The 12,080-nt window shown below is 68.7% G+C and carries 13 protein-coding genes; 3 read left to right on the top strand and 10 right to left on the bottom strand.

What is annotated here, in order from left to right; genetic code table 11:
• Positions 1-74: 74 nt before the first annotated feature.
• From ACWDO5_RS19760 to ACWDO5_RS19780, 5 genes are all read right to left on the bottom strand, one after another.
• Positions 75-1,160: a WD40/YVTN/BNR-like repeat-containing protein gene (locus ACWDO5_RS19760; RefSeq protein ID WP_450531614.1), complete on the bottom strand. Its 1,086-nt coding sequence runs from the start codon at positions 1,158-1,160 to the stop codon at positions 75-77.
• Between the two features lie 151 nt (positions 1,161-1,311).
• Positions 1,312-2,067, bottom strand: a complete 756-nt coding sequence (locus ACWDO5_RS19765; RefSeq protein WP_450531615.1) for an SDR family NAD(P)-dependent oxidoreductase — start codon at positions 2,065-2,067, stop codon at positions 1,312-1,314.
• Between the two features lie 145 nt (positions 2,068-2,212).
• Complete coding sequence (locus ACWDO5_RS19770; protein WP_450531616.1) at positions 2,213-3,292, bottom strand: NADH:flavin oxidoreductase/NADH oxidase; 1,080 nt, start codon at positions 3,290-3,292, stop codon at positions 2,213-2,215.
• A gap of 106 nt (positions 3,293-3,398) precedes the next feature.
• Positions 3,399-4,211, bottom strand: coding sequence for a dimethylargininase (gene ddaH / locus ACWDO5_RS19775; protein WP_450531617.1), 813 nt, complete (start codon positions 4,209-4,211; stop codon positions 3,399-3,401).
• 129 nt (positions 4,212-4,340) lie between these two features.
• Entirely contained in the window at positions 4,341-4,832 is a 492-nt protein-coding gene (locus ACWDO5_RS19780) for an Lrp/AsnC family transcriptional regulator (protein WP_450531618.1), read from the bottom strand.
• A 195-nt stretch (positions 4,833-5,027) separates the two neighbouring features.
• Here ACWDO5_RS19780 and ACWDO5_RS19785 point away from each other — a divergent pair, with 195 nt between their 5' ends.
• On the top strand, positions 5,028-5,378 hold the full coding sequence (locus tag ACWDO5_RS19785; protein ID WP_450531619.1) for an ArsR/SmtB family transcription factor: 351 nt from the start codon (positions 5,028-5,030) through the stop codon (positions 5,376-5,378).
• Positions 5,379-5,404: 26 nt separating this feature from the next.
• Here ACWDO5_RS19785 and ACWDO5_RS19790 read toward each other — a convergent pair whose 3' ends face one another.
• On the bottom strand, positions 5,405-6,760 hold the full coding sequence (locus tag ACWDO5_RS19790; RefSeq protein WP_450531620.1) for an FAD-dependent oxidoreductase: 1,356 nt from the start codon (positions 6,758-6,760) through the stop codon (positions 5,405-5,407).
• A gap of 194 nt (positions 6,761-6,954) precedes the next feature.
• On the opposite strand from ACWDO5_RS19790, the gene ACWDO5_RS19795 reads away from it, so the two are divergent.
• Entirely contained in the window at positions 6,955-7,551 is a 597-nt protein-coding gene (locus ACWDO5_RS19795) for a DUF6214 family protein (protein WP_450531651.1), read from the top strand.
• Here the strand turns inward: ACWDO5_RS19795 and ACWDO5_RS19800 are convergent.
• Entirely contained in the window at positions 7,529-8,194 is a 666-nt protein-coding gene (locus ACWDO5_RS19800) for a DUF305 domain-containing protein (protein WP_450531621.1), read from the bottom strand. The genes ACWDO5_RS19795 and ACWDO5_RS19800 overlap by 23 nt on opposite strands.
• Before the next feature lie 176 nt (positions 8,195-8,370).
• Between ACWDO5_RS19800 and ACWDO5_RS19805 the strand changes: the two genes are divergently transcribed.
• Complete coding sequence (locus tag ACWDO5_RS19805) at positions 8,371-9,876, top strand: LVIVD repeat-containing protein (RefSeq protein ID WP_450531622.1); 1,506 nt, start codon at positions 8,371-8,373, stop codon at positions 9,874-9,876.
• Here the strand turns inward: ACWDO5_RS19805 and ACWDO5_RS19810 are convergent.
• The 3 genes from ACWDO5_RS19810 to ACWDO5_RS19820 form a co-directional block, all read right to left on the bottom strand.
• Complete coding sequence (locus ACWDO5_RS19810) at positions 9,858-10,505, bottom strand: TetR/AcrR family transcriptional regulator (protein ID WP_450531623.1); 648 nt, start codon at positions 10,503-10,505, stop codon at positions 9,858-9,860. The genes ACWDO5_RS19805 and ACWDO5_RS19810 overlap by 19 nt on opposite strands.
• Before the next feature lie 172 nt (positions 10,506-10,677).
• The gene (locus ACWDO5_RS19815) at positions 10,678-11,373 is read right to left on the bottom strand and encodes an HAD family hydrolase (protein ID WP_450531624.1); all 696 of its coding nucleotides are present in this window, start codon (positions 11,371-11,373) and stop codon (positions 10,678-10,680) included.
• A gap of 19 nt (positions 11,374-11,392) precedes the next feature.
• Complete coding sequence (locus tag ACWDO5_RS19820; RefSeq protein WP_450531652.1) at positions 11,393-12,079, bottom strand: phosphatase PAP2 family protein; 687 nt, start codon at positions 12,077-12,079, stop codon at positions 11,393-11,395.
• Position 12,080 lies beyond the last annotated feature (1 nt).

Below are 12,080 nucleotides of genomic sequence, written 5' to 3' on the forward strand. Positions count from 1 at the left end.
GAGCCTATGGCGGGTGCTCACGGGCAGGGGCCGTGGCGATCGGCGGCACGACCCTGGTGCGGCGGCCGTGCCTGTCAACCCATGGCCGCTGCCCGTACGCAGAGCACATCCGGCAGATGGGAGGCGAGCAGCTGCCAGTTGTCTCCGTCGTCCGCGCTCGCGTACACCTCGCCGTTGCGATTGCCGAAGTACACGCCGGCCGGGTCCGCGTTGTCCGTGCACAGCGCGTCCCGGAGCACGGTGCCGAAGTGATCGCCCTCGGGCAGCCCGGCCGACAGCGCCTCCCAGCTGCCGCCCGCGTCGCTCGTACGGTAGACGCGACAGCGACGTCCGGCAGGCACTCGGTCCGCGTCCGCCGTGATCGGGAAGACATAGGCCGTATCGGGGCGGTGTGGATGTGCGGCGACCGCGAAACCGAAGTCGGACGGCAGACCCTCGCCGATGTCGGTCCACTCGGCGCCCGCGTCGTCGCTGCGGTACACACCCCAGTGGTTCTGCAGATACAAGCGGTCCAGATCGCCCGCGTCCTGCGCGATCTTGTGGACGCACTGCCCGAACTCCGGGTTGGGGTCGGGCAGGAAGACCGCCGACACCCCCTGGTTGGAGGGTGCCCAGCTTGCGCCGCCGTCCTTGGAGCGGAACACCCCGGCCGCCGACACCGCGACCGTCACGGCCTCCGGGTCCCGGCGGTCGGTCACCACGGTGTGCACCGCCTCACCGCCGCCGCCCGGCTGCCATTTCGAGCGGGTCGGATGCTCCCACAGAGGCCGTACGAGCTCGAAGGTCTCGCCGCCGTCGTCCGAGCGGAACAGCGCGGCAGGCTCCGTCCCCGCGTACACGACGTCCGGCGTGGCCGGACCGGCCGGATGCAGCTGCCAGACGCGCTCCAGCGACGCCCCGGTGTCCTTGGGGAACTTCACGGCCGGTTGCTCCGGCTCGATCCAGGTCTTGCCGAGGTCGTCGGAGTGGAACACCGACGGGCCCCAGTGGGCGCTGTCGCCGCCCACCAGCAGCCGAGGCACGGGGCGGCGGGTGTCGATCCCGACCGAGTACACGGCCTGCGCATTGAAATGCGGGCCGTCGAACTCCCATGTGCCGCCACGCCTGCGGCCGACGAAGAGTCCTTTTCGAGTGCCTACAGTCAGAAGAACATCGGTCATGGCCCTTTACCTCCAGGACGCCGCTGTCTCGGATACGGGCCAGTCTGCACCCGCCCACTGACAGCGGCCCGTGGGGCGGGTCTTCTCGCAGCTCAGCCCGGGTATGGACGGTCTTCGGGAACGGTCTTCGGGGGCGATCTGTGCGGACGGTTCAGTCGACGACCGAGCCGCCGGTGATGTTGAGAGCTGTCGCGGTCATCGAACGCGCCAGGTCCGAGGCGGCGAAGACCGCCACGTTGCCTACGTCGGCGAGCGAGGCGGCCCGACCCAGCATGGTGTTCCCCGCGATCTCCTCGGTAATGGCCTTGCCCCACTCGAATCCCTCGGGGATCGTCTCGGGCACGCCGCCGGTCTGGAGGGTGAGGACGCGGATACCGTGCGGGCCCAGCTCGCAGGCCAGGTTCCGGCGGAGGGACTCCACGGCGCCGAACGCCACCTGGAATCCGCCCATGTAGTGGTTGCGCGGCGGGTCACCGTAGCCGCCGAAGGCGAGGATCACGCCGGACTTCTGCCTCATCATGTGTCGCGCGGCGGCCCTGGAGGTCAGGAACATCGTGCGTACGGCGTTGTGGACCGGCCGCTCGAAGTCCGCAAGCGCCATCTCGGCGAGCGGCGTCCCCTGGATTTCTGCGTACGAGATGAGATTGAACGAGATGTCGAGGCTCCCGGCCCGCTCGGCCAGGGCGTCGGCGTGCCGGTCGACCGCCTCCTCGTCGAGGGCGTCGACCTGATCGGTCTCGGCCGTGCCACCCGCGGCGCGGATGGCATCGGCGACCCCTTCCAGTCTCTTGCGGGTGCGTCCGGCCAGATGGACCCGCGCACCTTCGCGGGCGAAGGCGCGGGCGACCGCCCCGCCGATCGCGCCTCCCCCTCCGTAGATGACGGCGTTCTTGTTCTCGAGCAGCACGATGTGCCTCCTGAGTACCTACGTACTCAGTGCAGACCGGCCGGGGCCCGGGAACTCATCGGTCGCCGGAGTGCGGGGGCTTTCACGGGGACCTCACGGGACCTCGCGGGGATCTCACGGGACCCCGCGGGACCTCGCGGGGATCTCAGACGGAGCGGAGGTACTGCTCCGGGATGTGGGTCTCGCTGCCCAGCTCACGGGCCGCGTGCCGGGCCCACGACGGGTTACGCAGCAGCTCACGGCCGAGCAGCACCGCATCGGCCTCACCGTTGCCCAGGATCTTCTCCGCCTGCTCGGCCTCGGTGATCATGCCGACCGCGGCGACCGGGAGCCCGGTCTCCGCCTTCACCCGCGCGGCGAACGGCACCTGGTAGCCGGGTCCGGTCGGGATGCGGACCCGCGGTGCGTTGCCGCCGGTGGAGACGTCGAGGAGGTCGACGCCGTGCTCCTTGAGCAGAGCGGCGAAGCGGACTGTTTCGTCGGCCGTCCAGCCCGCCTCGTCCAGCCAGTCGGTGGCGGAGATACGGAAGAAGAGCGGCAGCTCGTCGGGCCACACCGCGCGCACCACGTCGACGACCTCGAGGGCGAAGCGAGTGCGGTTCTCGAAGGACCCGCCGTACTCGTCGTCCCGCTGGTTGCTGTGCGGCGACAGAAACTCGCCGATCAGATAGCCGTGCGCACCGTGGATCTCGGCGACCTTGAATCCGGCGTCCAGCGCGCGGCGGGCGGCGGCAGCGAACTGGGCGGTGATTTCCCGTATCCGAGCGACCGTCACCTCGGTGGGGACGGGGTGCCCCTCGTCGAAGGGGAGCGGGCTGGGTCCGAGCGGCTGCCAGCCGTACTCATCGGCGCCCACCGGCGCGCCGCCCTTCCAGGGGCGGTCGGTGGATGCCTTGCGCCCGGCGTGCGCCAGTTGGATGCCGGGGACGGTGCCGTGGCTCTCCAGGAAGCGGGTGATCCGGCGGAACGCCTCGACCTGGGTGTCGTTCCAGATCCCGAGGTCCGCGGGGCTTATCCGGCCCTCCGGGCTGACCGCGGTCGCCTCGGTGAGGATCAGGCCTGTGCCGCCGGTGGCGCGGGCGGCGTAGTGGGCGAAGTGCCAGTCGTTCGCGACGCCGGCGTTCGGGCCGAACACCTCCGCGCTGTACTGGCACATGGGTGCCATCCAGACGCGGTTGGGGACGGTAAGCGACCGCAGGGTGTAGGGCTGGAACAGCGCGCTCACGGCGGACTCCAATCGGGGCGGGGCCGGTCTACGTCTCGTACGATACCCATCGTAGTACGGGGGCCGTCAAACTACGAGAGGTTTCGTACATTGCACCGGCGACGGCCTACTGGCGGAGCTCCTGCGTGCAGCACTTCGCTCCACCGCCCGCCTTGCGGAACTCCGAGAGGTTCACGGGGACGGGGACATAGCCGCGCGCCGTCACCTTCTCCATGAGGCCCGTCGCGTCCTGCGCCATCACCACATTGCGTCCGTCGGAGACGGAGTTGAGCCCGAAGGCCAGCGCATCCTCCCTGGTGGCGACGGTGGCGTGCGGGAAGAGAGTCCGCAGGACCTGCTGACTGCCTTCGGAGAAAGCGCCCGGGTAGTAGGCGATGTTGCTGTCGTCGAGCGCGAAGAGCGCTGTGTCCAGGTGATAGAAATGCGGGTCGATCAAGTGAAGGCTCACCGTCGGTGTGCCGAAGAATTCCTGGACTTCGTGATGGGCCGCCACAAGGGTGCGAAACCCGGTGCCGGCGAGGATGTATCCGCCGACCGGGGTGAAGTCACCTTCTCCTTCGCAGGTATGTGACGGGATCCGAGTCTCGAATCCGGCGCTTTGGAACCAGACCCGGTAATGGGCGGCTTCCGGTTGCCGCTCCGGTGCATGGAATTTCGCGCCGAACGCCTTGCCGTCGAGTACGAGTGCCGAATTGGCCGCGAACACCATGTCAGGGAGATCCGCGACCGGATCCACAACCTCCACGGTGTGACCCAGCGCGCGATACAGGGATACCAGCCCGTCCCACTGTTTCCGTGCAAGGTCGAGGTCGACCGGCTCCGCCGAGGTCATCCAGGGATTGATGGCGTACCGGACGTCGAAGTGCTCCGGCGGGCAGACGAGATACCGGCGCTTCCTCGCGGTTCGGATGGACGGCATCCGCGTCTTCCTCTCATCGGGCCGGGGGGTACTGACCACGCTAGAGATGGGTGACGGACAGCGACAAGACGAATTAATTGCGCCTACTCGCAACAATGTTGCGTGCACGGGATGTGGAGCCACCACTTGTTAGGTCAGGTCCGGCGCGATACTTCCCGATCCGGCCTCGGGGCTGCTCGGCAGAAGGTGCGAGAGCACGATGAAGCTGTTGGTGGCCTTCACGAAAGGCTCGGACCGGATGCGTTCGAGGACGTCTTCGAAGTGCGCGACGTCGAGCGCCCTGATGTGCAGGATCGCGTCGGCCCGTCCGGTGACAGTCACGGCCGACTGCACCTCGGGGTGGTTTCGGACCACCTCCGCCAGCCTCCTTGGCGGAGCGGCTCCGTCGCAGAACACCTCCACATACGCTTCCGTGTGCCAGCCGAGCGCTGCGGGCTTCACCACCGTGGTGAAACCTGTGATCACCTCCTGCTCCCTGAGCCGGTCCACCCGGCGCTTGACGGCGGGTGCCGACAGGCCGATCGACACGCCGATCTCCCGCAGGCTCGCCCGCGCGTCGGCCATCAGGGCCGAAATGATCTTGCGGTCGAGTTCGTCGAGGTCAGCTCCGCGCCGGGACATGGAGTCAGCTCCTTTCGCGCAGTGCATCGGGCCTCACGGCTGTACGAGGAGCATGTTTCGCGGCGATCATGCCATCCGTCGTCCCAGGGCCTGTACGGCTCTGTCCTACGGCTCGTACGGCCTTCACCGTATTACGGCGAGTGTCAAACTACGAGGGTTCTCGTACAATGGAGACCCCGATGAAGTGGAGGCGCCGTGACCACCGCGACAAGACCCCGCGTGCTTGCCCACCCCACGCGGGAAGAGATCCGTCTGGAGAACGTGCTCCACGCGCTCTCCGACCCGATGCGGCTGCGTGTGGTGCGTGAGCTCGCGACGGCCGAGGACAACCTGTCCTGTTCGTACTTCGACCTGCCCGTAACCAAGTCGACGACCACCCACCACTTCCGCGTCCTGCGTGAGAACGGCGTGATCCGGCAGATCTACCGGGGCACCGCCAAGATGAACGGACTGCGGCGTGACGACCTGGACGCGCTTTTCCCCGGGCTGCTCGACAGCATCCTCGCCGCAGCCGCGGGCCAGGCGGAGCGCCTCGGCGAGGGCTGAGGCGCAGGTGTTCCCGTGCCCGCCGCTCAATCGCCCGCCGCGCTCAACAGCCCTGGCCAGTCAGGGATTTTGACGGTACGCCGGCCGAGCGTGCGGCCCAGCGCCGACTCGGCAGACTCGATCGCCAGCCAGCCCGGCCATTGCACAGGGCGGTGTCCCGACTCCCGCAGTTCGGCCAGCGGATCCGCGGCGACAGGCCGAAGTGCGAGCGCCGCGGCATCGTCCAGAAGCGAGGCCACCGTCTCTTTGGCGCACGGCCGGTTGGTGCCGATCACCCCGGTCGGGCCGCGCTTGATCCACCCCGCCACATACTCCCCGGGCGAAGGTACGCCGTCCCGCAGTATCCGCCCGGCCGCGTGCGGCACGGTGCCCCGTCCCTCGTCGAACGGCAGCCCCGGCAGCGGGACACCGCGGTAGCCCACCGCCCGCAGCACCAGTTGCGCCTCGATCTCCTCGTACGCTCCGGTGCCCCGAACGCCTCCGTCTCCGTCCGGAACGGTGCGCTCGAACCGTACGCCGCCCACCCGCCCATCCCGCTCCAGCAGCTCCACCGGGCGGAGGAAGAACCGCAGATGGATCCGGCGGTCCCGGCTCTGTGCGGGCTGCGCCGCCCAGCCGCGTACGACATCGAGGTTGCGCCGGTTGACCGCGGATAGCGCGGACACGGCGGAAGCAGAAGGATCCGCGTACGCGGGGTCGAGTGAGAGGTCCGCGGGGTCGACCAGCACCTGGGCCGCAGGCAGCGAGCCGAGCTCCCGCAGCTCCTTGGTGGTGAACTTCGCCTGCGAGGGGCCGCGCCTGCCCACCATGTGCACTTCGCGGACCTGGCTGAGCGAGAGCGCCCCGAGTGCCGTCTGCGGCACATCGGTGGGCCGCAGCTCGTCCGCGCCCCGCGCGAGGATGCGGGCCACGTCGACGGCCACATTGCCGACGCCGATGACCACGGCCGAACGGGCCCCGAGAGCGAAGCCGTTGCCCGCCGAGTCGGGGTGCGCGCTGTACCAGGAGACGAAATCGGTGGCCGAGCGGCTGCCGGGCAGATCCTCGCCGGGAATGCCGAGCCTGCGGTCCCTCGCGGCCCCGACGCAGTAGACGACGGCGTGGTAGAGCTCCAGGAGCCGCTCGGGGCCGAGCCCGTGCCTGCCCACCTCCACATTGCCGATGAAATCGACCTGCTCGTGCTCCAGCACGGTGCGCAGATTGTTCTGCAGTGACTTGATCTTCTCGTGGTCGGGCGCGACTCCGTAGCGCACGAGTCCGTAGGGACAGGGGAGCCGGTCCAGTACGTGCACCCGCACATCCGGCACCCGGCTCTGCTGGACGAGGTCCTGCGCGGCGTAGACCCCGCTGGGTCCCGATCCGACGACAGCGACGCGAAGCACAGCTGCGCTCCTTCCCGCAGGGGATTCCAGCATCGCACCGGTGAGCGCCGATGGGGGAGATGCTCTAACGGGGTGTCTTGTGGCGTCATGACGTGCGAGCCGCCGCACAAGGTAAAGATTTGACTGGTTACGTGCTAATTGTGCAAGAAACTACGTTTCTTAACGTTAATGATCAGTATGACCTGGGTGGAGTGCTGCCCTGCCCACCCGTCTGGGAGCTGCAAGGTGCCGGCACGGTCACCTCGGAGCCCAGCGGACACGAGATCCCCCCGCCCTGGTTCAACGTCCGGCTGACCTTCGCCGGTGGTGCCCGCATCGACGTCCTCGCCGTCGTCGACGACGGGCAGATCGCCATTGAGGATCTGCGCGCCGACCCGCCGCTGCCGCTCGGGGGCTTCGCGGTGCTCGCCGAGCGGATCGAGGACCCGCTCGAGGACGCCTGCCGGGCGGCCGCGTCGCCACCCGCCCCCGATGAGCCGGAGCCCGCTCCGCTCTGCGCCGGTGGGCAGGCGGAGGCGCGGGATCCCGGCCGTCGCCGGGCCCGCCCCGCAGTGCCGCGCGGCAGCGCCGGCCGGCGGATGGCGGCCGATGCCTACCGGGCCGCACAGCAGGACGGGCGTGACCCCGTGCTCGCCGTGATGGCCGCGACCGGGCGGAGCCGCCGCAAGTCGCTCCGGCTCATCGCGGGCGCCCGCGACGAGGGCTATCTCGCCCCACGCCACAACCGCCCCCGGCCCTGGTTGCAGCCCGGCGCCGTACAGCGGCAGGTCACAATGCGCGCATCCGGTTGATCTCACTCGTCTGCTGAGCGATCACATCGCTCGCCATTTCCTCGATCAGGATGTTGTTGCCCTTCGAGAGGGCGTCGGTGGCCATGGTGATGGCCCCCTGGTGGTGAGTGATCATCATCTTCAGGAAGAGTTCGTCGAACGCCTTGCCCTTCGCCCCGCGCAACTGGGCGAGTTGGGCAGTGGTGGCCATTCCCGGCATCGCGGCCTGCCCGTGGTCGTGACCGCTATTCCCCTTCGCCCCACCGTTCGTTTTCAGCCAGCCCTGCATCGCGCCGATCTCCGGCTTCTGCGAGGCGGCTATCCGCTCGGCCAGCCGCTTGACCTGCGTGGATCCCGCGCGGTCCGGTGCCAGGGCGGTCATCTGCAGCGCCTGACCGTGGTGCTCGATCATCATCTGCGCGTAGGAGAAGTCCGCCGCGTTGGGGGAGTCGTCGGGGGCGGCCTTCGCGGCTTCCTCGGCAGAGAGGGTCCTGGCCGGCTCACCCGGTTTGCCCGGCGCCACCACGGAGGGTCCGGCGCCCCCCTTGGCCTTGGCGGGAGTGCCGGAGTCCGACTCGCAGGCACCCAGGGCGAGTACGGCGGCCGTGACCGCGGCCGCAACGGCCGACCTGCGGACACACGCGGCCCTACGGCGGTTCAACACGGTGACCTCCAGTGGCACTTGGGGTGTTTGGGGACGTTCCTAGCACGCTTCCGCACGCGGGTGATCAAAAATTTTCATTACGTCTGCGTTGCCATCTGTTGAGATGTACATGGAAGGGAAGATACTGCCGAGGTCCGTGAACCGTTCAACAGCGAACGGATACAAGGGAGGACGCAGTGACCCTGTTGCACCCCACCCGAGTGCGGCGCAGACGTCTGGGCGTGGCGACAGCCGCGGCCGGGCTCCTCGCCACACTTCTGACGGCTGGACCCGCAGTCGCCACACCCGACCCCGGCGACACCCCTGCTCAGCAGAGAGTTTTTTCGGGGCAGGCAGCCGAAGACAGGTCTGCCATCAGGAGCGGCGAGATACCCGGCGTGGACGAGATCGTCCACAGCGACAACATCGAACATCTCGCCAACATCCCCAAGGACGCGATCACGGGCACCAACTCGGACATCGCCTTCCAGGGGAAGTACGCCTTCTCGGGCAACTACGACGGCTTCCGGATCTTCGACATCAGCAATCCGAAGTCGCCCACGACCGTTGCCCAGGTCCTCTGTCCCGGTGGGCAGAACGACATCTCGGTCTCCGGTAACCTGCTCTTCCTCTCCACCGACTCCTCGCGCAGCGACAATTCGTGCAACAGCACGACGCAGCCCGCGACCGAGAAGTCGTCCTGGGAGGGCATGAAGATCTTCGACATCAGCGACATTCGCAACCCGCAGTACGTCGCCGCTGTCGAGACCGCCTGCGGCTCGCACACGCACACGCTCGTGCCCGAGCGCAGCAACGTCTACATCTACGTCTCCTCGTACTCGCCGAGCGCGACTTTCCCGGACTGCCAGCCGCCGCACGACGGAATCTCCGTCATCAAGGTGCCGCGCAAGGCCCCCGAGAAGTCCGCGATCGTGAACTTCCCGGTGCTCTTCCCGGGTGAAGGACCGGACGGCGGCGGCAACCCCGGCTCGCCCACCAACCCGGGCGTCTCCAAGACCACCGGCTGCCACGACATCACGGTGCTTCCCTCGAAGGACCTGGCCGCCGGCGCCTGCATGGGTGACGGCATCCTGTTCTCGATCAAGGACCCGGAGCACCCCAAGGTGATCGACCGGATCCAGGACAACGTCAACTTCGCGTTCTGGCACTCGGCGACCTTCAACCAGAAGGCCAACAAGGTCGTCTTCACCGACGAGTTGGGTGGCGGCGGCGCGGCCACCTGTAACGCCGAGATCGGCCCGAAGCGCGGCGCCGACGGCATCTACGACATCGTTGGCAAGGGTGACCGGAGCAAGCTGGTCTTCCGCAGCTACTTCAAGATCGACCGGCCCCAGGCCGACGCCGAGGTCTGCGTGGCCCACAACGGTTCGATCATCCCGGTGAAGGGCCGCGACATCATGGTCCAGGCCTGGTACCAGGGCGGCATTTCGGTGTGGGACTTCACCAACTCCTCGAAGCCGAAGGAGATCGGCTACTTCGAGCGCGGTCCGGTCACCCTCGACCGGGTCACCACCGCGGGCTCCTGGTCGGCGTACTACTACAACGGATACGTCTACTCGAACGACATCGCCAAGGGCCTCGACGTTCTGAAGATCAACGACAGGCGCACGGACCCTGCGAAGTGGGTGCGGCTGCCCGAGCTCAATGTGCAGACCCAGCCCGACTACTTCGACCGCGACTGATCCCCTGCCTCAACAGGCGTTCCGCCGGGCGGTTTCTCGCCCGGCGGGACGCCGAGCTCCCAGTCCAGCCCGTACCGCTGGAACAGCTCAGCGCGCAGCCGAGCCAGCCCCATCGGTACCCCCGGCAGCAGCATCGCGAAAACCGCGCCCATCAACAGGGCGCGCAGCAGTGGATAGTCGGCTTCGACATCCTGTGATCCATAGCGCTCCACCGTGTCCCGCAGCAGGGTCGCAAGACGCTGCTGCTCCGGGCACTGCCTGAACCCCTCGGCCTGAAGGACGCCCGACATGTGTGTCCGCATCAGCACGGGCCGGTCGACCGCGAGCCCGAGGATGGCATCGATCGCCCGCGCCAGCCGCTCCCGCCCGTCATCGGTTCTGGGCTCGCGCTCCAGCGCCGCCTCCAGCGTGCGATGCATCAACCGGTGCACGGCCGACTGCAGCAGTTGCCGTTTGCCCGGGAAGTAGTACGAGACAAGCCCGCGCGCGGAGCCCGCTCTGTCGGCGATGTCGGCCAGTGTCGTCGCCTCGTACCCGCGCTCTGAGACCAGCTCCACGGCGGCCTGCAAAAGCCGCTCCCGGGAACGCCGACGAAGCTCTTCATTGACCGATGCGCTCCGCGGGGACATGCTTGACTCCTGCGTTGACTGGCTCTGAGCCAGTATACTCAACGTGTCCCGGTGCGAGGCCTTCAGGGCCTGGTCAGCGGGGGTGCTACCCGAACCGGGCGACGCGGGGGATCGTCCGGTTCGGGTAGCTTTGCCATGTCTTAAGTGTGCCTCCGTGTGCCTCCGGTCGGTTTCAGCCGATGAGCCCGAGCACCGGGCGCAGCCCCGCGGGACGCTCCTCCACCGGCAGATGGTCCACGAAATGGACCGCACACCCCAGATTCGCGGCCCCGCCGTCCGCGTATTTGTCGTCGCCGACCATCAGGACGTCGCCGGGGTCCTTGCCCAGGGCCTCACAGGCGGTGCGGAAAAGACGTACGTCGGGCTTCTGCGCACCGTGCTCATACGAGAGGGCATAGGCGTCCACCCAGGCATCCAGGCCGTGGGCGCGGAAGACCGGCCGCGGATCCCAGCCGATGTTGCTGACCACCGCGATGCCGACCCCCCACTCCCGCAGCGTGCGCAATACGTCGGCGGCGTCGGGGTACGGGCGCCAGGCGGCGGGCGTCATATGGCGTTCGTAGAGCGCGTCGTACAGACCCGGGTCCGGCAGCTCCACCTGGCGGGCGAGACCGGTGTACGCGGCACGGTGCCGTTCCGCGCTCTCGTCGCGGGTCTCCCACAGCCCGGCGAGACCTGGTGGCATCCGCTGCGGCGACGAGCCGCCAGGGAGCGCCCCGGCCGCCGCCAACTGCTCGGCGTACCGAGCCAGCTCGGCTTCCGGGAGACTGCTGCCGCGCGCGTCGAGGACCGCGCGAAGCCAGTCCCGCGCGGGCTCGATGCGAAACAGCGTTCCGGAGAAGTCGAAGAGCACACCCGTGATCGCCATGACCGCGATCCTTTCGGGGTCAGCGCTGCCGGGACAAGACCACACGCTCGTACGCCGCGATCGAAAGCGCTGCCCAGCAGGCACCGAGCAGCCAGCCGCCCACCACGTCCGAGGGCCAGTGCACGCCAAGGTAGAGCCGGGTCAAGCCGACCCCGATGACGGAGACGACGGCGGCCGCGACGCTCCAGTGCCACAGCCGTCCCTGTGCTCCGTGCCGCCTGAGCAGCCACAGCAGCAGAGCGCAGCTGACCATGGCCGTCATCGCGTGGCCGGAGGGGAAGGACGCGTAGTGCGCGGAGTCGACCGGATCCGGCCATTGCGGCCGCTCCCGGCCCACGGCGGACTTCAGCCCCTGCTGTACGAAGCTGCCCACCGCGCTGGTCACCGCGACCCACACCGCCAGCAGCCGCTCCCGCAGCCACCACAGCCACAGGACAGCCGCCGCGGTCAGCGCACGCATCGTCCACGGGTCCCACACCCAGTCGGTGAGCACTCGGCTCACCCGGGTGAGCCCCGGCTCGGAGACCGCCCAGCCGTGCAGGCCGTCCGCGACCGTGCGGTCGAAGGAGACGAGGGGGGACCAGGAGACCGCGACCAGGGTCAGCAGCACCGCCGAGAGGGCGGCGAGCAGCGCGCCCGTACGGGCGGTTGCGGCCACCGGGGTGTGCGCCGGCGGAGCGGATGGCGCTGAGCGCGTGGAGTGCATG

Source organism: Streptomyces sp. NPDC000880 (assembly GCF_053599675.1).